The 26,804-nt window shown below is 60.2% G+C and carries 14 protein-coding genes and 2 pseudogenes; 7 read left to right on the forward strand and 9 right to left on the reverse strand.

Annotation, left to right across the window (positions count from 1 at the left end; genetic code table 11):
• Positions 1-153: 153 nt before the first annotated feature.
• Positions 154-3,093 (reverse strand): bifunctional [glutamate--ammonia ligase]-adenylyl-L-tyrosine phosphorylase/[glutamate--ammonia-ligase] adenylyltransferase, encoded by a 2,940-nt coding sequence (gene glnE / locus ACP7B3_RS16480; protein ID WP_426179692.1) that lies wholly within the window; start codon positions 3,091-3,093, stop codon positions 154-156.
• Positions 3,094-3,476: 383 nt separating this feature from the next.
• Between glnE and aceE the strand changes: the two genes are divergently transcribed.
• The 4 genes from aceE (at position 3,477) to msrA (ending at position 11,525) form a co-directional block, all read left to right on the forward strand.
• Positions 3,477-6,122, forward strand: a complete 2,646-nt coding sequence (gene aceE, locus ACP7B3_RS16485; protein ID WP_262206998.1) for a pyruvate dehydrogenase (acetyl-transferring), homodimeric type — start codon at positions 3,477-3,479, stop codon at positions 6,120-6,122.
• An 11-nt stretch (positions 6,123-6,133) separates the two neighbouring features.
• Entirely contained in the window at positions 6,134-7,792 is a 1,659-nt protein-coding gene (gene aceF, locus ACP7B3_RS16490) for a dihydrolipoyllysine-residue acetyltransferase (RefSeq protein ID WP_426179694.1), read from the forward strand.
• 318 nt (positions 7,793-8,110) lie between these two features.
• Positions 8,111-10,804, forward strand: a complete 2,694-nt coding sequence (locus ACP7B3_RS16495; RefSeq protein WP_242198870.1) for a putative bifunctional diguanylate cyclase/phosphodiesterase — start codon at positions 8,111-8,113, stop codon at positions 10,802-10,804.
• Between the two features lie 73 nt (positions 10,805-10,877).
• Positions 10,878-11,525: a peptide-methionine (S)-S-oxide reductase MsrA gene (gene msrA, locus ACP7B3_RS16500; RefSeq protein ID WP_106577569.1), complete on the forward strand. Its 648-nt coding sequence runs from the start codon at positions 10,878-10,880 to the stop codon at positions 11,523-11,525.
• A 139-nt stretch (positions 11,526-11,664) separates the two neighbouring features.
• Here msrA and ACP7B3_RS16505 read toward each other — a convergent pair whose 3' ends face one another.
• The 6 genes and pseudogenes from ACP7B3_RS16505 to putP form a co-directional block, all read right to left on the reverse strand.
• Entirely contained in the window at positions 11,665-12,501 is an 837-nt protein-coding gene (locus ACP7B3_RS16505) for a 23S rRNA (adenine(2030)-N(6))-methyltransferase RlmJ (protein ID WP_016975658.1), read from the reverse strand.
• 233 nt (positions 12,502-12,734) lie between these two features.
• On the reverse strand, positions 12,735-13,460 hold the full coding sequence (locus ACP7B3_RS16510; protein ID WP_426179697.1) for a DUF4123 domain-containing protein: 726 nt from the start codon (positions 13,458-13,460) through the stop codon (positions 12,735-12,737).
• A gap of 57 nt (positions 13,461-13,517) precedes the next feature.
• Positions 13,518-13,916, reverse strand: a complete 399-nt coding sequence (locus ACP7B3_RS16515) for a hypothetical protein (RefSeq protein ID WP_426179699.1) — start codon at positions 13,914-13,916, stop codon at positions 13,518-13,520.
• The gene (locus ACP7B3_RS16520) at positions 13,916-14,572 is read right to left on the reverse strand and encodes a hypothetical protein (protein ID WP_426179701.1); all 657 of its coding nucleotides are present in this window, start codon (positions 14,570-14,572) and stop codon (positions 13,916-13,918) included. Before ACP7B3_RS16520 ends, ACP7B3_RS16515 begins: the two co-directional genes overlap by 1 nt.
• A gap of 379 nt (positions 14,573-14,951) precedes the next feature.
• A pseudogene (gene tssI, locus ACP7B3_RS16525) lies at positions 14,952-16,955 on the reverse strand (type VI secretion system tip protein TssI/VgrG); the annotation flags it as partial.
• A gap of 204 nt (positions 16,956-17,159) precedes the next feature.
• Complete coding sequence (gene putP, locus ACP7B3_RS16530) at positions 17,160-18,644, reverse strand: sodium/proline symporter PutP (RefSeq protein ID WP_145160050.1); 1,485 nt, start codon at positions 18,642-18,644, stop codon at positions 17,160-17,162.
• Positions 18,645-19,107: 463 nt separating this feature from the next.
• On the opposite strand from putP, the gene putA reads away from it, so the two are divergent.
• Both putA and ACP7B3_RS16540 read left to right on the forward strand, forming a co-directional pair.
• Positions 19,108-23,061 (forward strand): trifunctional transcriptional regulator/proline dehydrogenase/L-glutamate gamma-semialdehyde dehydrogenase, encoded by a 3,954-nt coding sequence (gene putA, locus ACP7B3_RS16535; RefSeq protein WP_426179703.1) that lies wholly within the window; start codon positions 19,108-19,110, stop codon positions 23,059-23,061.
• Between the two features lie 228 nt (positions 23,062-23,289).
• On the forward strand, positions 23,290-25,092 hold the full coding sequence (locus ACP7B3_RS16540; protein WP_426179705.1) for an acyl-CoA dehydrogenase: 1,803 nt from the start codon (positions 23,290-23,292) through the stop codon (positions 25,090-25,092).
• Here the strand turns inward: ACP7B3_RS16540 and ACP7B3_RS16545 are convergent.
• Positions 25,089-25,382 (reverse strand): cell division protein ZapA, encoded by a 294-nt coding sequence (locus ACP7B3_RS16545; protein WP_119738009.1) that lies wholly within the window; start codon positions 25,380-25,382, stop codon positions 25,089-25,091. The two genes, ACP7B3_RS16540 and ACP7B3_RS16545, sit on opposite strands and share 4 nt — an antisense overlap.
• Positions 25,379-25,609 (reverse strand): hypothetical protein, encoded by a 231-nt coding sequence (locus ACP7B3_RS16550; RefSeq protein WP_038844376.1) that lies wholly within the window; start codon positions 25,607-25,609, stop codon positions 25,379-25,381. Before ACP7B3_RS16550 ends, ACP7B3_RS16545 begins: the two co-directional genes overlap by 4 nt.
• Positions 25,610-25,952: 343 nt before the next feature.
• On the opposite strand from ACP7B3_RS16550, the pseudogene ACP7B3_RS16555 reads away from it, so the two are divergent.
• A pseudogene (locus ACP7B3_RS16555) lies at positions 25,953-26,609 on the forward strand (MCP four helix bundle domain-containing protein); the annotation flags it as partial.
• Positions 26,610-26,804 lie beyond the last annotated feature (195 nt).

Here is a 26,804-nt window from a genome sequence, read left to right on the forward strand (position 1 = left end):
TAGCCACGGAACCGCTTTGTGTGGGAGCGGGCTTGCTCGCGAAAGCATCACCGCGGTCCGCCAGACAGACCGCAGCGCCTGCTTCGCGAGCAAGCCCGCTCCCACACAAGGCTGGTTTCCACATTAGATAGGCATCGCTCAATTAATCGAGTATCAGCTTAACCCCAGCGCCTGCCAGATTCGCATCACCTGGCGCCGTTCGTCGGCGAACTGATCCCCGGCTACCGTGCCAGCCTCATTTTGCAAGGCCTGGCGGTGCGCCGCGGAACGGTAGGCTTTATACACCTCGCGCAGCAGATGGGCATCGGCGGCGGGCATCAGCCCGACCTGCTCCAGGCCCTCCAGAATGCGGATATTGTCGGTGTAGCGCAGCAACGATGGATGTTGCGCAGACCACGCCAAAGCCGCGTATTGCACCATAAATTCAATATCGACGATACCTCCGGCGTCCTGCTTGAGGTCGAACACCACCGTGGGCTCAAAGGCATTGGCGCCGGTGCCGGCCGCCGTAGACCGGGTGCCCAGGTTGTCGCGCATCTTGGCGCGCATCTCGCTGACCTCCTGGCGCAGCTTGACCAGGTCGCGCTCACGCCCGAGTACTTTAGCGCGGACCTGCTCGAACGCCTGGCCCACATCCTGACTGCCCACCAGCACCCGCGCGCGGATCAGCGCCTGATGTTCCCAGGTCCAGGCTTCATTTTGCTGATAGCGCTCGAAGGCTCCGAGTGAACTCACCAGCAAACCCGACGCGCCGGATGGGCGCAGGCGCATGTCGACCTCATACAGCTGGCCAGAGTTGGTCTGGGTGGTCAGCAAGTGGATGATGCGCTGGCCCAGGCGCGTGAAGAACTGCGCGCCGTCGATCGGCTTGGCGCCGTCAGTCTCGGCCTGCGGGTCACCGTCGTGGATAAACACCAGGTCCAGGTCGGAACCATGCCCCAGCTCGATGCCGCCAACCTTGCCATAACCGACAATGATGAACCCCGGGTCGCACAGCGTACCGTCAAGCCGCTGCGGCGAACCGTGGCGGGCCACGGTCTGGCGCCACGCCAGGGCCAGTACTTGTTCAAGAATGGCTTCGGCGAGCCAGGTCAGGTAGTCGCTGACTTTCATCAGCGGCAGGCTGCCGGCGATTTCCGAAGCGGCCACGCGCAGACGGTGAGCCAGCTTGAAGTGGCGCAGCGCCTCCATCTGCTGCTCAAGGTCATCCTCGGGAATGCGCGTGAGGCGCTCGCGCAGCTCGGCGGCCAGTTCCGGCGCCAACGGCGGCTTGAACAGGCGGCCTTCGTTAAGCAATTCGTCGAGCAACAGCGGGAAGCGCGTGATCTGTTCGGAGATCCACGGGCTGGCGGCGCACAGTGTGAGCAGACGGCGCAACGCGTCGGGGTTTTCGGTGAGCAGCACCAGATAAGCGGAACGGCGGGCGACGGCTTCGACCAGCGGCAGTACACGTTCAAGCACCAAATCCGGGTTGGCGTGCTCGACGGCCTGGGCCAGCAGACGCGGAATAAAGGCATCCAGCCGCTCCCGCCCCAGGCGCTGCATGGCACGCAATTGCGGGCTGCCGCGCAAGCCGGCCAGGGCTTTGAGGGCTTTGGGCGCGTCGGTAAAACCACCTTCCTGCAATTGCAGGCGAGCGGCGTCTTCGTCCTGAGACTCTTCCCACAGTGGCAGCCACTCGCCGCCTACGACCAACTCACTCTCTGCGCCTTCTTCTTCGTCAGGGTCGGCGATGACTTGGCGGAAGTGCCAGTCCACCCGACCACGCCAGTACATCAGGCGCTCATGGAACGTGGACCAATCGGCAAAGCCCAGCATAAAGGCGATACGCGCCTGATCTTCCGGGGTGTCCGGGAGCATTTGCGTCTGACGGTCGGCGATCGCCTGAATCGCATGCTCGGTGTAACGCAAGAATTCGTAGCCGTTGCGCAACTCGGCAATGACTGCCGCAGGCAAATAGCCCTGCCCTTCGAGCGTGCCGAGCACCTTGAGCAATGGCCGTTGTTGCAGGCTCAGGTCGCGGCCGCCGTGGATCAACTGGAACGCCTGGGCAATAAATTCCACCTCGCGGATACCACCCGAGCCCAGCTTGATGTTGTCGGCCATGCCTTTGCGCCGCACTTCCTGCTGGATCAGCTGCTTCATGGTGCGCAGCGCTTCGATGGCCGAAAAGTCCAGGTAACGCCGATAGACGAACGGTCGCAGCATATCCAGCAGTTGCGCACCGGCCACCTGGTCACCGGCAACCACGCGCGCCTTGATCATCGCGTAGCGCTCCCAGTCGCGGCCCTGGTCCTGATAGTACTGTTCCAGCGCGTTGAAGCTGAGCACCAGGGCGCCAGCCGAACCGTAGGGGCGCAGGCGCATGTCGACGCGGAACACAAACCCGTCGACCGTCATCGGGTCGAGCGCCTTGATCAGTTTTTGACCAAGCCGGATGAAAAATTCCTGGTTATCCAGCGCGCGCTTCACGCCCACCGTTTCGCCACCCTCGGGGTAGGCGAAGATCAGGTCGATATCAGACGACAGGTTCAGCTCCACGGCGCCGAGCTTGCCCATGCCGAGGATGACCATGTGCTGGGCTTCGCCGCTGCGTCGGCCGGTGGGGGTGCCGAATTGCACGCAATGGCGCTGGTACAGCCATTGGTAGGCTTGGTCGATGCTGGCGTCAGCCATGTCGGAAAGGTCGCGACAGGTTTGCACCAGGTCGGCCTGGCGCGTCAGGTCGCGCCAGATGATGCGCACTTGCTGGCGGGTACGCTGGCGACGCAGCACGCGACCCAGCTCATCTTCTGTTTCGGCCTGTTGCACGGCGCCGGCGATCTGGCCGCACAGCTCGCCGGGCGCAAAGCCGCGGTCCAGCTCGCCCCAGGCCACCAGCTCGAGCAACATCAAAGGGTCACGCAGGCTCTGTTCAATGACAAAATCACTGGCGGCGCACACGCGGGCGAAGTCAGCCCACCGTTGCGGCGTCCAGGCAGAAAGTCCATGATCGTCGTCCAGCGCGGCCACTGCGTCACGAAATGACTGCTCGGCCCGCTGGGCAAAAGGCAAGAGAATGGCCGGTAATGGGGCCAGCGTTGGAAGGCTCATGGTCTATCCTTGATCGGCGCGTAAAAGGCTTGTTGCTGTGAACGCAAGAACCACGCTCGGTGAAGGACTGTCGAACAAAGGTTATAAATAGCTGAAATTAAATTAATCTTGGCAGGCAACATCAAACTTTCACCTTTTCTTGTTCGCAAAAGATCAACAATAACGATTATGCTCACCAGCCAGACCGAGCAATCCACTCGGTCTTGTGTAGTTTTACTACTCGTATATACATTCGAAAGGCTGAAATGGCCGACGATTTGTAGTAAAACTACAGGACGCCGAAGCAACCTTCGGCCATCCAAGAATTTATGTCGTCTGCCCACAAGGCCAGTCGCAAACTTCAGGCAACCGATTCTGGTAGCCTTTCCGCCCTGGAGCAAGCCATGCAAGACCTCGATCCCGTCGAAACCCAGGAATGGCTGGACGCCCTGGAATCGGTTCTCGACAAAGAAGGCGAAGACCGTGCTCACTACCTGATGACCCGTATGGGCGAACTCGCGACCCGCAGCGGCTCGCAATTGCCTTACGCCATCACCACGCCATACCGCAACACCATCCCCGTTACCCACGAAGCACGCATGCCTGGCGACCTGTTCATGGAACGCCGCATTCGCTCGTTGGTACGTTGGAACGCCATGGCGATGGTAATGCGCACGAACTTGAAAGATTCTGACCTGGGCGGTCACATCTCCAGCTTCGCTTCCAGCGCAACCCTGTATGACATCGGCTTCAACTACTTCTTCCAGGCCCCGACCGACGAACACGGCGGCGACCTGATCTACTTCCAGGGCCACACTTCTCCAGGCGTTTACGCCCGTGCGTTCATGGAAGGCCGCATCACCGAAGAACACATGAACAACTTCCGCCAGGAAGTGGACGGTAACGGCCTGTCGTCGTACCCGCACCCTTGGCTGATGCCTGATTTCTGGCAGTTCCCGACTGTGTCCATGGGCTTGGGCCCGATCCAGGCAATTTACCAGGCACGCTTCATGAAGTACCTGGAAGCGCGTGGCTTCATCCCTGAAGGCAAGCAGAAAGTCTGGTGCTTCTTGGGCGACGGCGAGTGTGACGAGCCGGAATCCCTGGGCGCCATCTCCCTGGCCGGCCGCGAGAAGCTCGACAACCTGATCTTCGTCATTAACTGCAACCTGCAGCGCCTCGATGGCCCGGTTCGCGGCAACGGCAAGATCATCCAGGAACTCGAAGGCGTGTTCCGCGGTGCTCAGTGGAACGTGACCAAAGTCATCTGGGGCCGTTTCTGGGACCCACTGCTGGCCAAAGACGTCGACGGTATCCTGCAGCGTCGCATGGACGAAGTCATCGACGGCGAGTACCAGAACTACAAAGCCAAAGACGGCGCGTTCGTACGTGAACACTTCTTCAACACGCCTGAACTCAAGGCAATGGTTGCAGACCTGTCCGACGACGAGATCTGGAAACTCAACCGTGGCGGCCACGACCCGTACAAGGTCTACGCGGCGTACCACGAAGCGGTCAACCACAAAGAACAACCGACCGTCATCCTGGCCAAGACCATCAAGGGTTATGGCACCGGTGCCGGCGAAGCGAAGAACACTGCGCACAACACCAAGAAGGTTGATGTTGAAAGCCTGAAGCTGTTCCGCGACCGCTTCGACATCCCGGTCAAGGACGAAGAGCTGGAGAACCTGCCGTTCTTCAAGCCAGAGCCAAACAGCGCCGAAGCCCGCTACCTCAGCGAGCGTCGCACTGCACTGGGCGGTTTCGTGCCACAGCGCCGCGCCAAGAGCTTCAACATTCCGACCCCGCCACTCGATACCCTCAAGGCTATCCTGGACGGCTCGGGCGACCGTGAAATCTCCACCACCATGGCCTTCGTGCGGATCCTTGCGCAGCTGGTCAAGGACAAGGAAATCGGTTCGCGTATCGTCCCGATCATCCCGGACGAAGCCCGTACCTTCGGTATGGAAGGCATGTTCCGTCAGTTGGGCATCTACTCCTCCGTCGGCCAGCTCTACGAGCCAGTCGATAAAGACCAGGTGATGTTCTACAAGGAAGACAAAAAGGGCCAGATCCTCGAAGAAGGCATCAACGAAGCGGGCGCCATGAGCTCCTTCATCGCTGCCGGTACTTCGTACTCCAGCCACAACCAGCCGATGCTGCCGTTCTACATCTTCTACTCGATGTTCGGCTTCCAGCGTATCGGCGACCTGGCGTGGGCAGCAGGCGACAGCCGTACCCGTGGCTTCCTGATCGGCGGTACCGCCGGCCGGACCACGCTGAACGGCGAAGGCCTGCAACACGAAGACGGTCACAGCCACATCCTGGCTGCCACCATCCCGAACTGCCGCACCTTTGATCCAACCTACGGCTATGAGCTGGCGGTGATCATCCAGGACGGCATGAAGAAGATGACCGAAGAGCAGCAGGACGTTTTCTACTACATCACCGTGATGAACGAGTCCTACCAGCAGCCAGCCATGCCGGCCGGTGTCGAGGAAGGCATCATCAAGGGCATGTACCTGCTCGAAGAAGACACCAAGGAAGCGGCGCATCACGTACAGCTGATGGGCTCCGGCACCATCCTGCGTGAAGTGCGTGAAGCGGCCAAGATCCTGCGTGACGAGTTCAACGTCGGCGCTGACGTGTGGAGCGTTACCAGCTTCAACGAACTGCGTCGCGACGGCCTGGCAGTGGAGCGTAACAACCGCCTGCACCCAGGTCAGAAGCCAGCGAAAAGCTACGTCGAAGAGTGCCTGGCCGGCCGTAAAGGTCCAGTCATTGCCTCTACCGACTACATGAAGCTGTTTGCTGAACAGATTCGCCAGTGGGTCCCGTCCAAGGAATTCAAAGTCTTGGGCACCGACGGTTTCGGCCGCAGTGACAGCCGCAAGAAGCTGCGTCACTTCTTCGAAGTTGACCGTCACTTCGTGGTGTTGGCAGCCCTGGAAGCCTTGGCTGACCGTGGTGAGATCGAACCTAAGGTGGTGGCTGACGCTATCGTCAAGTTCGGGATCAACCCGGAAAAACGCAACCCACTGGACTGCTGAGGAGATTTTTTGTGAGCGAACTCATTCGCGTACCTGACATCGGCAGCGGTGAAGGTGAAGTAATCGAGCTGTTTGTGAAGGTCGGCGACACCGTCGAAGCCGACCAGAGCATCCTGACCCTGGAATCGGACAAGGCGAGCATGGAAATCCCTGCTCCCAAGGCCGGCGTGGTCAAAAGCCTGAAAGTGAAGCTGGGCGACCGCCTGAAAGAAGGCGACGAACTGCTGGAACTGGAAATCGAAGGCGCCGCTGACGCGGCCCCTGCGGCGGCTCCTGCTGCCGCTGCTGCACCTGCACCGGCTGCTGAAAAGCCTGCCGCCGCTGCCGAGGCTCCTGCAGCCCCGGCCGCCGCTCCGGCTGAGGCCTCTGTTCAGGACATTCACGTCCCGGACATCGGTTCGTCGGGCAAGGCCAAGATCATCGAGCTGCTGGTCAAGGTCGGCGACACCGTCGAAGCCGACCAGTCGCTGATCACCCTGGAGTCCGACAAGGCCTCCATGGAAATCCCATCGCCGGCTGCCGGCGTGGTGGAAAGCATCGCGGTCAAGCTCGAAGACGAAGTCGGCACTGGCGACTTCATCCTCAAGCTCAAAGTACAAGGCGCTGCGCCGGCTGCTGCTCCAGCACCGGCTGCGGCTGCACCTGCTGCAAAAGCTGAAGCGGCTCCGGCTCCGGCTGCTGCCGCCCCTGCACCTGCTGCGAAAGCCGAGGCCGCTCCGGCTCCTGCGGCTGCCGCACCTGCGCCAAGCGGTGCCAAGGTTCACGCCGGCCCAGCCGTGCGTCAGCTGGCCCGTGAGTTCGGTGTTGAGCTCAATGCTGTGTCGGCCACTGGCCCGCACGGTCGTGTGCTGAAAGAAGACGTGCAGGTTTACGTCAAGGCCATGATGCAGAAGGCCAAGGAAGCTCCGGCTGCCGGCGCTGCTACCGGTGGCGCTGGTATTCCGCCGATTCCGGTCGTGGACTTCAGCCGCTTCGGCGAAACCGAAGAAGTGCCGATGACCCGCCTGATGCAAATCGGCGCGTCGAGCCTGCACCGCAGCTGGCTGAACATTCCGCACGTGACCCAGTTCGACCAGGCCGACATCACCGACCTGGAAGCTTTCCGCGTTGCGCAGAAAGCCGTGGCCGAGAAGGCTGGCGTGAAACTGACCGTGCTGCCACTGCTGCTCAAGGCCTGCGCGCACCTGCTCAAGGAACTGCCGGACTTCAACAGTTCGCTGGCGCCAAGCGGTAAAGCGATCATTCGCAAGAAATACGTGCACATCGGTTTTGCAGTTGATACCCCGGATGGCCTGCTGGTGCCTGTGATCAAGAACGTTGATCAGAAGAGCCTGCTGCAACTGGCTGCTGAAGCGGCTGCACTGGCCGCCAAGGCCCGTGACAAGAAGCTGACTGCAGACGACATGCAAGGCGCGTGCTTCACCATCTCCAGCCTCGGGCACATTGGCGGCACTGGCTTTACGCCGATCGTCAACGCGCCGGAAGTGGCTATCTTGGGTGTGTCCAAGGCCACTATCCAGCCTGTGTGGGACGGTAAAGCTTTCCAACCGAAGCTGATGCTGCCGCTGTCGTTGTCCTACGATCACCGTGTGATCAACGGCGCCGCCGCTGCACGCTTCACGCAGCGTCTGAGCCAACTGCTGAACGACATCCGCACCATCCTGCTGTAAGCCGCAAACGGGCCTCCCATTCACCGGGGAGGCCTGGCTGCACCGATTTCCGAGCGCCACGCTCGTACCTCAACCCCGCCACTTGGCGGGGCTTTTTTTGGCCTGCTTTTTTGTCGGGGTAAGGGCTGTAGCGCGTGCGTCAACTCGCCACCCATCACCTGGATTGTAGAAACCACTCCCGCGGCCGATAACAGCCATATAGCACTTAGCCTTCATCCTCTCTTGTCAGTGCGTGCTGCATGATGCAACCTTGCCGCAGGCGACAGTAAAGAGGGCGTGAGCCCGGCGCCGTGCGCATTTTTCCAAGCGAGTTTCCCCATGAAAAGCCAACCCGATGCCGCCCATATGGCGGCCGAGGTAGTGACGCAGTTACCGGTGCCTTCGCGCCTCGGCATGTTGCGTTTCGAACGGCTTAATGAGGCAAGCTGGGCGCTGCTGTACCTCGACCCCAATTGCGAGCGCCAGTTTGGTCTGCCGGCGGTCGAACTGTGCGCCCTGGTCGGCACGCCCTACGCCAGCTTGATGGAACCGCAGGCGCGCTACCAACTGCACGACGCCATCCAGCAACAACTGACCCAGAGCCCGCATTACCTGGTGCGCTACACCTTGCACACCAGCGACGGGCCTTTGAGCCTGCTGGAAATGGGCGAGACCTACAAACAGCACAATCGCCACCTGCTGCGCGGCTACCTGATGGTGGTCGACGGACTGTTTAGCGAAATCCCCACTGCCGTCCCGACCGCAGACCTGGAAAACCAGAACAGCCGCCTGCAGATCGCCCTGGAACTCAACCAGCGTGCCCAGCAGGAACAGTTGCAGCACCTGGAGCGCGTGCGCGCCCAGCAGGAGCTGATCCTGCTGTTGGCACGCCAGCGCTACACCACGCCCAACTCGCTGCAGGAAGCCGCCGAGCTGATCACCCGCAGCGCGTGCGACATCTACCAGATCGATTGCGCGAGCATCTGGAACCTGGAAGGCCAGCGCCTGGTGCCGATCTCGGCGTACCACCGCGACAACCAACAGCACCACTTGCCTGAAGCGATCGACGCCAGCGGCTTCCCGGACTACCTGGAAGCCCTGCACTCGAGCCGCGCCATCGACGCCACCCATGCGTTGCGTGACCCGCGCACCCGGGAAATGGCCGAAAGCCTGCGCGCCAAGGACGTGCACGCGATGCTCGACGCGAGCATCCGTGTGGATGGCCAAGTCATCGGCGTGCTGTGCCTGGAACAAAGCGGCAGCTCGCGTGCCTGGCAGGCTGATGAGATCGCCTTCGCCGGCGAGCTGGCGGACCAGTTCGCGCAAGTGATCAACAACCACAACCGGCGCGCCGCCACCAGCGCGCTGCACTTGTTTCAGCGGGCTGTGGAGCAAAGCGCCAACGCGTTTCTGCTGGTCAATTGCGACGGCGTGGTCGAGTACGTCAACCCAAGCTTTACCGCGATCACCCAGTACAGCGCCGAAGAAGTCCATGGCCATCGACTGGCGCAGTTGCCGGCCCTGGAAAACCTCAGCGAAATGCTTTTCGACGCACCGTCGAGCCTGGCCAAGAGCAACAGCTGGCAAGGTGAGTTCAAGAGCCGACGTAAAAACCTCGAACCCTACTGGGGCCAGCTGTCGATTTCCAAGGTGTATGGCGACAACCGTGAGTTGACCCACTACATCGGCATCTACGAAGACATCACCCAGACCAAGCTGGCCCAGCAGCGCATCGAGCGCCTGGCCTACACCGACAACCTGACCAACCTGGGCAACCGCCCGGCGTTTATCCGCAACCTGGATGAGCGCTTCGCGCGCGACAGCGACAGCCCGATCAGCCTGTTGCTGGTGGACATCGACAATTTCAAGCGGATCAACGACAGCCTCGGCCACCAGACCGGCGACAAGTTGCTGATCAGCCTGGCCCGGCGCCTGCGCAACAGCCTGAGTGCCAGCGGCAGCCTGGCGCGGTTCGCCAGTAACGAGTTCGCGGTGTTGCTCGACGACACCGACCTGGAGAGTGGCCAACAGGTCGCCAGCCAGTTGCTGGCAACCCTCGACAAACCGATGTTCGTCGACAACCAACTGATCAGTGTCACCGGCTCCGTGGGCCTGGCCTGCGCGCCGTTGCACGGCCGCGACCCGCAAACCCTGATGCGTAACGCCGGGCTGGCCCTGCACAAGGCCAAGGCCAATGGTAAACACCAGGTACAGGTGTTTACCGAGGCGCTGAACGCCGAGGCCAGTTACAAACTGTTTGTGGAAAACAACCTGCGCCGCGCCCTGACCCAAAACGAGCTGGACGTGTTCTACCAGCCCAAGCTGTGCCTGCGCAGCGGCCGGCTGCTGGGCATGGAAGCGCTGTTGCGCTGGAACCACCCGGAAAAGGGCATGATCCGTCCCGACCAGTTCATCAGCGTGGCGGAAGAAACCGGGCTGATCATCCCCATCGGCAAATGGATCGCGCGCCAGGCCTGCCGCATGAGCAAGCAATTGAGCGCCGCCGGCATGGGCAACTTGCAGGTAGCGATCAACCTGTCGCCCAAGCAATTCTCCGACCCGGACCTGGTGGCCTCGATTGCCACCATCCTCAAGGAAGAACAGTTGCCCGCGAAACTGCTGGAGCTGGAGCTGACCGAAGGTCTGCTGCTGGAAGCCACCGAAGACACGCGCCTTCAACTGGACCAGCTAAAGAGCTTTGGCCTGACCCTGGCCATGGATGACTTCGGTACCGGCTATTCGTCGCTGAGCTACCTGAAGAAATTCCCCATCGACATCATCAAGATCGATCGCAGCTTTATCCACGAAATCCCGGACAACCAGGACGACATGGAAATCACCTCGGCAGTGATCGCCATGGCCCACAACCTCAAGCTCAAAGTGGTGGCCGAGGGCATCGAAACCTCCGAGCAACTGGCCTTCCTGCGCCGGCATCGTTGCGATGTGGGCCAGGGCTATTTGTTCGACCGGCCGATCCCCGGTGCAGAGCTGCTCGAGAAGCTTAAACGCTACCCGCGCGGGCCAATCGCCTGACAGCGCTGTAACACTCGGGCACACTGGCTGTCTGAATCTTTACCGCTAACTCAACCTGACGAGAGGACTGCTCATGGTCTTGCGCTCGGAAATTCTGGTGAACAAAAACGTGTTGCCCACTCAAGAACAAGCTTTGCCTGGCCGTGAAACCCCGATGGCACTGCCAGAGACGCATTTCGTCAACGGCAACCCGCTGCTCGGCCCCTTTGTCGACAACGTCGAGTTCGCGATCTTCGGCCTCGGTTGTTTCTGGGGTGCCGAACGCCGGTTCTGGCAGCGCGACGGTGTGGTCAGCACCGTGGTCGGCTACGCCGGCGGCTACACGCCGAACCCCACTTACGAAGAAGTCTGCTCGGGCCTGACCGGCCATAGCGAAGTGGTACTGGTGGTGTTCGACCAGGACAAGATCAGCTACGAAGAGCTGCTGAAAATGTTCTGGGAGCTGCACAATCCGACCCAAGGCATGCGCCAGGGCAACGACATCGGCAGCCAATACCGTTCGGTGATCTACGCCGTGAAGCCTGAGCACCTGGAAGCGGCCAAAGCCAGCGCCGAGGCGTATCAGGGCGAGCTGACCAAGGCCGGCCTGGGCACCATCACCACAGAAATCGAAGAAGCACCGACGGTGTACTTCGCCGAGGCGTATCACCAGCAATATCTGGCGAAGAACCCACAGGGCTATTGCGGGATCGGCGGCACGGGCGTGACCTGCCCGATCTAAGCACAACGCAGATCAAAAAATGTGGGAGCGGGCTTGCTCGCGAATGCGGTATATCAGTCGACATATCTGTTAACTGACACTCCGCTTTCGCGAGCAAGCCCGCTCCCACATTTAGTCTTGTGCTTGGCTTGAGATCTGATTACTCAGCGATGAGCCAATCCATCTGCCACCCACCCTGGGTCTGGCCAAGTTTCTTGGACAACCACGGCAGCAGCTCACGCAACTCCTCTTCCAAACCCCACGGCGGGTTGGCAATCGCCAGGCCCGAGCCGGTCAGGGTGTTGGGCGTGTCCAGCGGATGCACCAGCAACTCCACCCGCAGCAACTTCGGCGCACCGGTGCCGGCCAGGTCCTGGTAGAAGCGGCGCAACATGCGCTGGTCTTTCACCGGGTACCAGATCGCCGCAACGGTCTGGCGCATGCGGCTGACCGCTTCCTTGAGGGACGCCGCGCAGCGCTGCATTTCGTCGAGCTTTTCAAACGGCGGATCGATCAGCATCAACGCGCGCTTTTCCGGCACCGGCAGCAAGGCGCGCGGTACATGCCAGCCTTCGCCCAAGTGCACTTTGACGCGGCGATCGCCCTTCATGTTGTCCTTGAGCAGCACGCCGTCTTCCGGGTGTTTTTCATTCAGCAGGACACGGTCCTGAGGCCGCGTGAGGCGGCGCGCCAGTTCTGGCGAGCCCGGGTAGTAGCGCAACTGACCATCCGGGTTCATCTCATGCAACACGCGCATGTAGTCGGCGGTCAGCGGCGGCAGGTCGCTCTCGCCCCACAAGCGGGCGATGCCTTCCAGGTATTCACCGGTGCGGTTGGCCTGATCACCTTGCAGGTCGTATAGCCCGATCCCGGCGTGGGTGTCGAGGTAGGCGAACGGCTGCTCCTTGCGCGACATCAGAGCGATGAGGCGGGTCAAGGTCAGGTGTTTGAAGACATCGGCGTGGTTGCCGGCGTGAAAGGCGTGACGATAATTCATGGTTGCTCCTGCGCAGGGGGCGAAGTTTACCTTCTACAGGAGCAAAGGGGCAGAGTGTGGCGAGCGGGCTCACCCCGCGTTGGGCTGCGCAATAGCCCTGGATAAGGTCACCGCATTCTTTTTTTGCCAGAACTCAGTGGCAGGTTTTGGGGCCGCTACGCAGCCCGACGCAGGGCAAGCCTGCTCGCCACAACAACCTCTCGCACCGATGACTATTTCCAGCAGGCGCTGCGTCAACTCAACTCTGAGGCCAGATAGTCGGCCAGCGCCCCATGGCTGACATCCGCCCCGCGCGCAAAGCAGGCGACCTTGTGGCGCAAGATCGCAGGCTTGAAAGCGGTATGCAGGTCGGGGCGCTGCTCTTCGAGCCATTGCAGCAAGTTGTCGATCAGCACGTGGGGCGATTGCTCTGCCAGATGCTCCAGCAACGAGGCAGGCACTTGCCACCATGGGCTGGTTTTGGCGGCAGTGGCCGGGCCAGTCGCAACCGTTAGCGGTTGGCCGTTGATCAGGTAACGTTGAAATACCGGCAACACCTTCCCCGCCTCATCGCCGATGTTTTGCACAATTGGCAGAAATTGACCGCCATCCCAGAAGCGCAAAAACACTTCCTGCCCCTCGGGCAACAGCACCTTGGTCAAGCTTTGCAGGTGCGCGACCACTGTTTCCAGTGGGCTGGACGATACCGCCAGCCAACCCCAGTCCGTAGATTCGGTGGTTGCTATCCAGTCGAGGAATGGGCTTTCGGGCTCGATGATGGCGACGTAAGGCATGACCTCAGTCCACTCGCTGTAAACCGTGCCTGCCCAGATTGGATGGGGCGGTAGACCGGCTGAAAGGGTTCGCCAAGCGTCCAAAGGCCTGGCGGCGCTGGCGCTGCTAAAAATGACGAAGAATTTTTCGGCTGGTTGAATCGGGGAGTGGAATAGCCATGTGCGGGGTATGGACTGCATTAGCATAAAATAATGTTCCTTCACGAAAAAATATGGCAAAACAATCGGCGAATAACCGAGCGTCTAAGAATGTTTATTAAGCCAACCCATATACTCACCCATACACAATAAAGCGATGCAAACCCCAACCAAAAAAAACAAAACATACACCAGTGCTTTTAGTTGAAATCTAAGCCAATAAGGAACGCCTTCAAACTCCTCACGAGTAAACCCGCCGTCTTTTATATGTATTTCAGGAAACACAAGCATCCCCGCAATCGACAGTACAAAAAACGACCTACTGAAAATCCCGTTTCCAAGAAGAAGTTGACGATCCAATACAATATTTGACTCACCTAGGCATTCCAATATTTCATTAACTTTAGAGTAAGAGAAATAAACTTGAACCAAAAATGTAAAAAAAATAAACACAAATACGCCTAACCAGCACCACATATAAAATGCGTAAAATTCACCCTTCATTACTTCCCCACCTCATAAATAAAATCTCCGATCCTCTCTCCAGCAAGCGCACCAACGGCGCCACCGGCAGCAGTGCCCGCACCTACAACAACCAAAATACATAAAATGCCTCCTAAACCCGCAGTACCTGCACCTATAGCAACACACACTGTTCCTGCACCCGCTGCTGCGGAAGCACCACCTAACCAGCCAACCGCGCCGTTCCCGACAAAATTCCCTCCTTCTGTATATTTCACTCTTTGACAATTATCTTTACTTCCAACTCGACACGTTTCCTTCACCTTCAATGCGGACGCTGCCCCCCCTAGCCCAATACCGATAAACCCGCCGACCTTCATATACTGGCTCGCCCGCGCCACACCTTGAATATGCGTCGCGTACCCAGGAATCCCCCCTGACACACCCGCTTTGCTCCAATGATGAACCAAACTACGACTGGAAATCCCCAATGCTTTTTTGAGCTTTGGGTGATCGGCAATGCCAACACCTTTGCGTACCAGAGGCCCGAGGCTGTTATCCAGTTGAGTTAACAGCTTCTGACGTTTAGAGAAAAATTCTGCACCTTGCAAATTGCCCTGAGCCTGAAAGGTTTTGACGTGCAACTTTTCAAGATCTACGAGAACGGACTTGGTTCGCGTTAAATGATTTTCCACCATGCTGGATCCCACCCCAAACGCCATCGAACTCTGCGCCAAAAAAAGCACCAACCTCTTGCTGGTGCTCAACCATAAACGCCGCCTCGTCATCGCTCATCGGCGTCAGTGCATCGTTCACTTCTTTCGCCGCCTCCATCAGCAATGCCTCTTCACGCGTGCATTGGCTGTTAAGCGGGTCGCTGAGGACGAGCATTTGCCCCGGCCTGGCGTACTGCGTGAGTTGTGGATTGAGGCCGCGAAACCGCTCCAGCACGATCGCACTGGGCGATTCGAACAGCGACTTTTCCAAGGCATCCCGAGACATTGCGCGCTGCACGATATGAAACCCCGGCTCGACGCCAGCAGCTTTCCCGGCAGAGGGTCCCGGACCTTTATTCCCATGCTGCGGGAGGTCACACTGGCCGTTCTTGCAGCGCTCGCACTCTTCGCAAAAAGGTGCGCTACGTTTCAGGCTGGCCACTTGCACGCGGCTTAACGGGGCAGGAACAACCGCCAGCAGCTTTTCCTTTATCCCCGGCATTAACGGCGCAGTCGCGGCAGCCGGCGCGCCGCCAAGCTGGATCGGCACGCTGCTGAAAATCCCACCCGCCGACAGCGTGATCGACTGCCCTCCGGCCTGGATTGTCACGCTCGCACCGGCGTCGATGACGATGCTCTGCCCCGCTCCGATCTGGATGGTGCGACCTGCACGCATCTGCTGCGAGCCACCGACCACCAAATGATCGTCCTGCTTGAGTTCAGTCAGGCGGTTGCCATGGGTAATGCGCTGCTCTTCGCCTTGCAGTTCATGGTGCGACTCGCCGCCCACTTTCACCCGGCGCTGGTTATCCACCTGCACTTGCTGGTCATGCAGCACATGCTGAGTCCAATCGCGCTGGGCGCGCAGGTAGATTTCCTCGGCGCCTTTGCGGTCTTCGATGCGCAGCTCGTTGTAACCGCCACCCCCCGGGCTGCTCTGGCTGCGAAAGATGCTGCGGGTCTTGTCTGCCGGCAGGTCAAGGGGCGGAGGGTTCGCCGCGTTGGGCAGGCAGCCCATCACCAGCGGCATGTCCAGGTCACCATTGGCGAACCCCACCAGCACTTCCATACCGACCCTGGGTATCAGCACCGAGCCGTAACGATCATGCGCCCAGCCACTGGCGACACGCAGCCAGCAGCTGGAGTGCTCGTTGTGTTCCCCGTCACGGTCCCAGGCCAGTTGCACCTTGACCCGGCCGTATTCGTCGCAATGGATTTCACTGTCGGCAGGCCCGGTAACCACCGCGTGTTGATAACCGCCGATGCTCGGTCGCGGCAGTTCAGGCAAGGGTGGGCGGAAAATCACATCCCATGGCACGGCGATAAACGTGTTGTGATAACCCTGACGTAAACCCTCACCTGAAGCCTCAGTAACAGCCTCTTCCAGCACCTGGGGTTGTTTGCCCTGATGGGAAACCTGGGTGACCAGCCACAAATCATTCCAGCTTTCTCGCGGGTGCCCGCCAAGCCTGAGGAACCGGCCACTGCCCAAGGCGGGATCATCGCCTTCACCCTGGGCGGCTCTTGAGTCTCTGCGCAGGCGCTCCAAGCCTCGCTGCGCAAGGTATTTTCCATGGGGGCGATCGGAAAAGTGGCCGGGATACTGCTGCATTTCAAGGCGCGGAAGCTGTTCGCCAGCCACGGCACTTTCCAGCGTCAGGCGCGGCTTACGAAAATCATAATCGCGCAGGTTTACCCCTGTTGTGCGGGTTTCCAGTTGCATCGCAAAGCGCTTGATCGCCGGTGTTGCCGCCACCATCCCGGAACCGGGGCTGTAGGGAGTGGGGTGTTCGGCCTGGGCGAACACCGTCTGGTCATCACCGAATACCAGCAGGTGCCCATCGGGCGAATGCTGGAAGTGGTAGTGGATGCCCACCTCGGCGCACAGACGTTGAATGAACGCCAGATCAGTCTCGCCGAACTGCACGCAATACTCGCGCAGTGGATAAGTACCGCTCAGGCGAAACTCAAAGCGGTCGCTCAGGATGCCTTGCCCGACCAACACCAGCGCCACAATCTGCGGCACACTCTTGTGCTGAAAAATACGCTGATGACTGCTGTGCGCCAGGTACTTAAGATGCGGCACAAGACGGATCTGATAACGCGTCAGGCGCCGCCCCGACTCGCCCTGCCCGACTCGATAGACCAGGCCATGCACCCCATGCCCCAGCTCATCGAACCCCAGATAGGCCTGGCGATGCAGCAAGCTTTCCAAATCGAGATCGGGCTGTTCGCTGACCAGTTCAAGGTCGATACAGTAAGGCTGACTCAGCGCCTCCTCACCCTGGAAGCTGTAGACCTTGAGGTCGCTGGCGACCCCATCCAGGGTCAGGTTAAACGTACTTTGATTGGCAGGAGCGAACATCCGGTGTTTCTCTGCGAAGGGTAGGCGGCCGATTCTGCACTACGGGTGCGCCCTGCTGAGCACGCCCCAGACAAATCAGTAAATCCCTACGCGCGCGCATCAGAAAGTTCTTCGGACCAACCCAAATCACACGCAAAAAAAGGCCCGCAATCCGTAGGACGCGGGCCTTTTTTCCAATTCAACGGGCGCTTAACACCCGACGAATTACTTGTTGAGGTTGTAGTCTTTTTCCGCCGCGTCAAAACGCTCGACCATACCGGCAGTCGGTGCGCCCAGCTTGCTGACGACGTAGATCGCCAGGCTGGCGAAGATAAAGCCCGGGATGATTTCGTACAGGCCCAGCAGCTCGAAGTGCTTCCACACAATCACAGTGACCGCGCCGACCAGGATGCCGGCCAGTGCGCCGTTGCGGGTCATCTGTTTCCAGATCACCGAGATCAGCACCACAGGCCCGAACGCGGCGCCAAAACCGGCCCAGGCGTAGCTCACCAAGCCCAGCACGCGGTTGTTCGGGTTGGCTGCCATGGCAATCGCGATCAGGGCAACCAGCAGCACCATCGCGCGGCCGACCCACACCAGCTCAACCTGGGAGGCGTTTTTGCGCAGGAAAGTTTTGTAGAAGTCTTCGGTCAGCGCGCTCGAGCACACCAGCAACTGGCAGCTCAGGGTACTCATGACCGCAGCCAGAATGGCCGACAACAGCACGCCGGCGATCCACGGGTTGAACAGCAGCTTGGCCAGTTCGATGAACACACGTTCGTGGTTCTCGTTGACCGGGCCGGCCACTTCCGGGTGCGCCGAGAAGTAAGCGATACCGAAGAAGCCCACCGCCACGGTGCCGCCCAGGCACAGGATCATCCAGGTCATGGAGATGCGACGCGCCTTGGCAATCGACTTCACCGAATCCGCCGCCATGAAGCGCGCGAGGATGTGCGGCTGGCCAAAGTAACCCAGGCCCCAGCCCATCAGCGAAATGATGCCGATGAAGGTGGTGTTTTTCAGCATGTTGAAGTTGTCAGGGTTCTTGGCTTCGATTGCCAGGAACGTGGTGTCGATGCCACCGGTGGCCAGCAACACAATGATCGGCGTCAGGATCAGCGCGAAGATCATCAGCGTGGCTTGTACGGTATCTGTCCAACTGACTGCCAGGAAACCACCGACGAAGGTGTAGGCAATTGTCGCGGCAGCACCGGCCCACAGGGCGGTCTCGTAGGACATGCCGAAAGTGCTTTCAAACAGACGGGCGCCGGCCACGATGCCGGAAGCGCAATAAATGGTGAAGAACACCAGAATCACCACCGCAGAGATGATTCGCAGCAGGCCGCTTTTGTCTTCGAAACGGCTGGAGAAGTAATCCGGCAGCGTCAGGGCGTCGCCGTTGTGTTCGGTCTGCACCCGCAGGCGGCCGGCCACGAACAACCAATTCAGGTACGCGCCGACGATCAGGCCGATGGCGATCCAGCTTTCCGACAGACCGGACATGTAGATGGCGCCCGGCAGGCCCATCAACAACCAGCCGCTCATATCGGAAGCACCGGCGGACAACGCGGTGACCACGCTGCCGAGGCTGCGACCGCCGAGGATGTAGTCAGAGAGGTTGTTGGTGGAGCGATAGGCCATGAAGCCGATCAACACCATTGCTGCGATGTAGATCACAAATGTGATCAGGGTAGGATTACTTACGCTCATAAGAGTGACGCCCTGGCTTTGTTTTTATGTAGCGACGGTCTGTGTCAGACGGCCACCCGTTGATAAGCGGATAGACGAGACTGCGTGCCGTGCATTTATGACTGGCGTTTCCCCAGGAAAGCCGCCAGCCGATGAACCGAACCTTGCAGGCGGTTGCACCTTGGGCGCGAATGCTATTCAACAAAGCAAATAAGGTGCAACCAGTTTCTTGAGAATAAGTTGCACCTAGACATGTTTAGGCCAAAACCACGGTTTTTTGCTCCTTTTCGGAGCAAGAACAGCCGACCTCAGAAGTAAACGCACCAATGGAAAGCAGATTTTTCTGAAGGCCGGATTTTTTCCCGATCACGATCAAAAATTTCCTGAACAATTTGGGTTGCACCCGGTTGCACCTCTGCATGGGCAAAGCTAATCTTGCCGCCAGCAGATGCCACGCAGTAGTGGCACCCATGAGGATAAAAAGATGGCAACGACCACCCTTGGGGTCAAACTCGACGACCCGACCCGCGAACGCCTCAAGGCCGCCGCGACCTCCATTGATCGCACGCCGCACTGGCTGATCAAGCAGGCGATTTTCAATTACCTGGAGAAACTGGAGGGTGGTGCAACCCTGAACGAGCTCAATGGCTTGGGCAGCAAGGACGCGGAGGACGCTGGCGAGGTTCAGCCTGACCACGCTCACCAGTGCTTCCTGGAGTTCGCCGAGAGCATCCTGCCGCAATCGGTACTGCGCGCCTCGATCACCGCCGCCTACCGCCGCCCGGAACCGGAAGTAGTGCCAATGCTGATCGAGCAGGCCCGCCTGCCGCAGCAGATGGCCGAAGCCACCAACAAGCTGGCCGCCTCGATTGCCGAGAAGTTGCGCAATCAGAAGAGCGCCGGCGGCCGTGCCGGTATTGTTCAAGGCCTGCTGCAAGAATTTTCCCTGTCGTCCCAGGAAGGCGTGGCCCTGATGTGCCTGGCCGAAGCGCTGCTGCGCATCCCGGACAAGGGCACGCGCGACGCACTGATCCGCGACAAAATCAGCACCGGCAACTGGCAGCCGCACCTGGGCAACAGCCCGTCGCTGTTCGTCAACGCCGCCACTTGGGGCCTGCTGCTGACCGGCAAACTGGTCGCCACGCACAACGAAGCGGGTTTGACCTCGTCCCTGAGCCGCATTATCGGCAAGAGCGGCGAGCCGATGATTCGCAAGGGCGTCGACATGGCCATGCGCCTGATGGGCGAGCAGTTCGTCACCGGCGAAACCATCGCCGAAGCCCTGGCCAATGCGAGCAAGTTCGAAGCCAAGGGCTTCCGCTATTCCTACGACATGCTCGGCGAAGCCGCGCTGACCGAACACGACGCCCAGAAGTACCTGGCCTCGTACGAACAAGCCATTCACTCCATCGGCAAAGCCTCTCACGGCCGTGGGATTTATGAAGGCCCGGGCATTTCCATCAAACTCTCGGCACTGCACCCGCGTTACAGCCGTGCGCAGTACGAGCGTGTGATGGACGAGCTGTACCCGCGCCTGCTGTCGCTGACCTTGCTGGCCAAGCACTACGACATTGGCTTGAACATCGACGCCGAAGAAGCCGACCGCCTGGAGCTGTCGCTCGACCTGCTCGAACGCCTGTGCTTCGAGCCGCAACTGACCGGCTGGAACGGCATCGGCTTCGTGATCCAGGCCTACCAGAAACGCTGCCCGTATGTGATCGACTACGTCATCGACCTGGCACGCCGCAGCCGCCATCGCCTGATGATCCGCCTGGTAAAAGGCGCGTACTGGGACAGCGAGATCAAGCGCGCCCAAGTTGAAGGCCTGGAAGGCTACCCGGTGTACACCCGCAAGGTGTACACCGACGTTTCCTACATTGCCTGCGCACGCAAACTGCTGTCGGTGCCGGAAGCCATCTACCCGCAGTTCGCCACGCACAACGCCCACACCCTGTCGGCCATCTACCACATCGCCGGTCAGAACTATTACCCCGGCCAGTACGAGTTCCAATGCCTGCACGGCATGGGTGAACCGCTGTACGAGCAAGTTGTAGGCAAAGTTTCCGAGGGCAAGCTGAACCGTCCGTGCCGCGTGTACGCACCGGTCGGTACCCACGAAACACTGCTGGCCTACCTGGTGCGTCGCCTGCTGGAAAACGGCGCCAACACCTCGTTCGTCAACCGTATTGCGGACCACACTATTTCGATTCAGGAACTGGTGGCCGACCCAGTGGCCAGCATCGAGCAGATGGCCACGCTGGAAGGCGGCTTCGGCCTGCCGCACCCGCGTATTCCACTGCCGCGTGACCTGTATGGCAGCGACCGCGCCAACTCGGCCGGTATCGACCTGGCGAACGAACACCGCCTGGCGTCGTTGTCCTGCGCCTTGCTGGCTACCGCGCATAACGACTGGAAAGCCGCGCCGATGCTGGGCTGCGCCTCCAGCAATGAGCCGGCCGCACCTGTTCTGAACCCCTCCGACCTGCGTGACGTGGTGGGCCATGTACAAGAAGCCACCGTCGAAGACGTCGACAACGCCATTCAATGCGCGATCAATGCCGGCCCGATCTGGCAGGCCACCCCGCCCGCCGAGCGCGCCGCGATCCTGGAGCGTGCCGCCGACTTGATGGAAGGCGAGATCCAGCCGTTGATGGGCCTGCTGGCCCGCGAGGCCGGCAAGACTTTCGCCAACGCCATCGCCGAAGTGCGCGAAGCCGTGGATTTCCTGCGCTACTACGCGGTACAGGCCCGTAACGATTTCACCAACGACGCCCACCGCCCATTGGGCCCAGTGGTGTGCATCAGCCCGTGGAACTTCCCGCTGGCGATCTTCAGCGGCCAAGTGGCTGCCGCACTGGCTGCCGGTAACCCGGTATTGGCCAAGCCTGCCGAGCAAACCCCGCTGGTGGCGGCACAAGCTGTGCGTATTTTGCTCGAAGCTGGCATTCCGGAAGGCGTGCTGCAACTGCTGCCGGGCCAGGGCGAAAGCGTCGGTGCCCGCCTGGTGGGGGATGATCGCGTCAAAGGCGTGATGTTCACCGGCTCCACCGAAGTGGCGCGCCTGCTGCAACGCAGCGTTGCGGGCCGCCTGGATGCCCAGGGCCGTCCGATTCCGCTGATCGCCGAAACCGGTGGCCAGAACGCAATGATCGTCGACTCTTCGGCGCTGACCGAGCAAGTGGTCATCGACGTTGTGTCCTCGGCCTTCGACAGCGCCGGCCAGCGCTGCTCGGCCCTGCGCGTTCTGTGCCTGCAGGAAGACTCGGCAGACCGTGTGATCGAAATGCTCAAGGGTGCCATGGCTGAATGCCGTCTGGGCAACCCGGAGCGCCTGTCGGTAGACATCGGCCCGGTGATCGACGCCGAAGCCAAGGCCGGCATCGAGAAACACATCCAGGCCATGCGCGACAAAGGCCGCAATGTGTACCAGGTGGCGATTGCCGACGGCGAGGAGATCAAGCGCGGCACCTTCGTGATGCCCACCCTGATCGAGCTGGAAAGCTTCGACGAACTGCAACGCGAGATCTTCGGCCCGGTGCTGCACGTGGTGCGTTACAAGCGCAAAGAGATCGACCAGCTCATCGCGCAGATCAATGCCTCCGGCTACGGCCTGACGCTGGGCGTGCACACCCGCATCGACGAGACCATCGCCAAGGTGATCGACAATGTTCACGCCGGTAACGTCTATGTGAACCGCAACATCGTGGGCGCGGTGGTTGGCGTGCAGCCCTTCGGCGGCGAAGGCCTGTCGGGCACTGGCCCGAAAGCCGGTGGGCCGCTGTACCTGTACCGTCTGCTGTCGACTCGTCCTACCGATGCGATCGAACAGTCCTTCGTGCGTGGCGACAAGCTGGCCGCGCCGGACGTGCGTCTGCGCGATGCCATGAGCCAACCGCTGACCGCCCTGAAAACCTGGGCCGAGGGCCACAAGTTCAGCGAACTGAGCGCCCTGTGCAACCAGTTCGCCGCGCAGTCGCAAAGCGGTATTACTCGCCAGCTGGCCGGCCCGACCGGCGAGCGCAACAGCTACGCGATCCTGCCCCGCGAGCACGTGCTGTGTCTGGCGGACGTGGAAGGTGATCTGCTGACGCAACTGGCGGCGGTATTAGCCGTCGGCGGTTCGGCGGTATGGCCGGAAACTGACCTGACTAAAGCGTTGTTCCCACGCCTGCCGAGGGAAGTTCAGGCGAAGATCAAGCGCGTGGCTGACTGGACCAAGGATGAGGTGGTATTCGACGCGGTCCTGCACCACGGTGATTCCGATCAATTGCGTGCGGTGTGCCAGCAAGTGGCGCAGCGTGGTGGGGCGATTGTCGGGGTGCATGGCTTGTCACAGGGCGAGACGGCGATTGCGCTGGAGCGTCTGGTAATTGAGCGGGCGTTGAGTGTTAACACCGCTGCGGCGGGCGGTAACGCCAGCCTGATGACTATCGGCTAACTGACGAAACGCGGTCAAAATGTGGGAGCTGGCTTGCCTGCGATAGCGGCGGGTCAGTGACGAAGATGTCGGCTGGCACTGCCTCATCGCAGGCAAGCCAGCTCCCACATTGACCGCGTTCGCAACTCCCTTCTCGCGTTCTGCCTCTGCATCACGCAAATCAATCTTGCTATCCAGCCTCTATTTGCGCACTTAGACTCCGGCCATTCCCTTAAAAGGTAAGCCGCCATGTCCGAGACGCTGCTCAGTTCCCGCAATCTGGCTTTCGAGCTGTACGAAGTCCTCGATGCCGAGGGCCTGACCCAGCGCGAGCGGTTTGCCGAGCACAACCGCGAAACGTTCGATGCCGCCATCAGCACCGCGCGCAGCATTGCCGAAAAGTACTTCGCGCCGCACAACCGCAAAAACGACGAAAACGAACCGCGCTATGAAGACGGCAAGGCGATCCTGATCCCGGACGTCAAACCCGCCGTGGACGCGTTCCTCGAAGCCGGCTTTCTCAACGCCGCGCGCAGCTTCGAAGCCGGCGGCATGCAGTTGCCGACCCTGCTATCGCAAGCCTGTTTTGCGCACTTCCAGTCGGCCAACGCGGCCTCGACCTCCTACCCGTTCCTGACCATGGGCGCCGCCAACCTGATCGAAAGCTTCGGCACCGAGGCACAGAAGCAGCGCTTCCTGCAGCCAATGATCGAGGGCCGCTTTTTCGGCACCATGGCACTGACCGAGCCACATGCCGGTTCATCCCTGTCGGATATTCGTACGCGGGCAGAGCCAGCGGCTGACGGCAGTTATCGCCTCAAGGGCAACAAGATCTTCATCTCCGGCGGCGACCATTCGCTGTCGGAAAACATCGTGCACATGGTGCTGGCCAAGCTGCCGGATGGGCCGGCCGGGGTGAAGGGTATTTCGCTGTTTATCGTGCCCAAGTTCCTGGTCAACGAGGATGGCAGCCTGGGCGCGCGCAACGATGTGCTGCTGGCCGGGTTGTTCCACAAGATGGGCTGGCGCGGCACCACGTCCACGGCGCTTAACTTCGGCGATAACGGCAATTGCGTCGGCTATCTGGTCGGCAAGCCGCATCAGGGTCTGAGCTGCATGTTCCAGATGATGAACGAGGCGCGCATCGGCGTGGGCATGGGCGCAGTCATGCTCGGTTACGCCGGCTACCTCTACTCGCTGGAATACGCCCGCGAACGCCCACAAGGTCGCCTGCCCGACAGCAAAGACCCAGGCACCGCGCCGGTTTCGATCATCCAGCACGCCGATATCAAGCGCATGCTGCTGACACAAAAAGCCTACGTCGAAGGCGCCTTCGACCTCGGCCTGTATGCCGCGCGGTTGTTCGATGACACCACCACGCTGGATACCGAAACCGAGCGCAAGCAAGCCCACGAACTGCTCGACCTGCTCACGCCCATCGTCAAATCCTGGCCGTCGGAGTTCTGCCTCAAGGCCAACGAGCTGGCGATCCAGATTCTCGGCGGCCACGGCTACACCCGCGAATACCCGGTGGAGCAGTACTACCGCGACAACCGCCTGAACCCGATCCATGAAGGCACCCACGGCATCCAGTCCCTGGATTTGCTCGGGCGCAAGCTCGCGCAGAATGGCGGCGCGGGCCTCAAGCAACTGATCCGCCTGATCGCCGAGACAGGCGCTCGAGCACAGCAATACCCATCACTGACCGCACTGCGAGAACCACTGGAAGTATTAGTGACCAACCTGCAGCGCGTCACACTCGGCCTGCTGACCGATCTCGCCCAAGGCAAGGTCAACAGCAGCCTGGCGAATTCGGCACTGTATTTGAAGGTGTTCGGGCACACGGTGATTGGCTGGCGCTGGCTGGAGCAGGCGATTCGCGCCGAGGAAGGCTTGGCCAAAGGCAATGCGGCGGATGCTGCCTTTTATAAAGGCAAGCTCCAGGCCGCTCGGTACTTCCTGACCTGGGAAGTGCCGAGCTGCCATCATGAACTGGCGATTCTGGAGGCACGCGATGACACGTGCCTGGGGATGCAGAATGCGTGGTTCTAAGGCGTTCCGATCGCCTTGGAAATCACTTCGACCGTGGCGCTGACTTGCTCTTGGTAACGGTCGAGTTCCTGCTGGTGGTGCTTTTGCATTTCGATCTGCTCGGCGCACAGGTTCAGCGCAGCCAGTACCAATAATTTGTCACCGATCAGGGTCGGGTACTTTTTCTTGGTGGTGGCCAGGGAGGCCTTGAGCATGGTCACGGCGTGCATCAGGGTTTGATCTTCCCCGTCCGGCGCCTTGATCGAGTAATCCTCTCCGAGAATCGAAACGACCTTTATCCCTTCATTCATGCGCCGACAGGACCTGCGCTCACACGCTCAACCAGGGCCTGGATGCGTGCGGCGGTAGCGCCGTGCTTTTCTTCCTGTTCCATCAGGTTCAGTTGCAGGCTGTCGTTTTCATCCTTGGCGCGGGCCAGTTCGGCCTTGAGGGATTCGTTGCTGCCCAGTAGGTCCTGATTCTGCTGTACCAGGTCGCTGACCAGTTGTTCCAGTTGGCTGAGGGATGCTTCTAACATTTTGATTTCTCGGGCTTTTTCAAAGGGCGGTGACGATAAAGAAAATTCACCTCGGATGCCAGGGTTATCCCAGGCGCGCAGCCCGATATTTAAGGGCCGGGCCGCACTTTCGAGCCTTAGTGACTGCATTTACCCGATCTGGTTCCTGAATCCGCCCAACCCCTCGTCAGATGCGACAAAAACGCACAGGCCCCTTTAGACTTTAGTCCTACGACCGATAGAGGGGGACTGACCGTCTCATGGCCGCACGGATCGCGCTCTCCCCCAGGATTCCCGCATGTCGCTTCGTAATATGAATATCGCTCCGAGGGCCTTTCTCGGCTTTGCGTTGATTGGCGCGTTGATGTTGTTTCTCGGTGTGTTCGCCCTGAACCAAATGAGCAAGATCCGTGCTGCCACGGAAGACATCACCCTGGCCAGCGTGCCGAGCATTCGCGCCCTCGACGAGTTCACCCAACTGACCCTGCGCCTGCGGGTATTGTCGTACCGCCTGCTGACCAACCGCGAGCCGGAGATCCAGCAAAAAACCCTGGAAGCTTTTGAGCTGCGTAATCAGCAGATCCGCACCGCCCAGGCTGTCTACGAAAAACTCATCGAGGGTGCTGAAGAGCGTTCGGCCTACGACGAGTACGTGCGCTTGCTCGGTCAATACCATCAGATTGAAGAGCGCATGAAGAGCTTCTCCCAGGCCAATCAAGTCGACGATCTGCGCAAATTGCTCAACACCGAATTGCTCAGCAACTCCGAGCAGGTCAATGCCGTGCTCACGCGCCTGCTGGAGCTCAACAACAAAATGGCCCTGACCACCAATAAGGACGCCGAGGACCAATACAACATGGCCTTCAATATGGTGGTGAGCCTGTTGGTGATCGCTACCCTGCTGACCCTGTTGTTCGCCTGGCTGCTGACCCGCAGCATCACCCTGCCCATTTCCCAGGCATTGGAAGCAGCGGAAGAAGTGGCCGAAGGCAACCTGACCCGCCCGATCAAGGTCGACGGCAACGACGAGGCCGGACGCCTGCTGGCGGCGATGGCCAAGATGCAGGAAAAATTGCGCGACACGCTGCAACGCATTGCCGGTTCCGCCACGCAGCTGGCCTCCGCCGCCGAAGAGCTGAACGCCGTTACCGACGAAAGCGCTCGCGGCCTGACCCAGCAAAACAATGAAATCGAACAAGCCGCCACAGCGGTGAAC

Origin of the sequence: Pseudomonas sp. TWRC1-2, assembly GCF_049896685.1 — a bacterium.
GTDB lineage: Bacteria > Pseudomonadota > Gammaproteobacteria > Pseudomonadales > Pseudomonadaceae > Aquipseudomonas.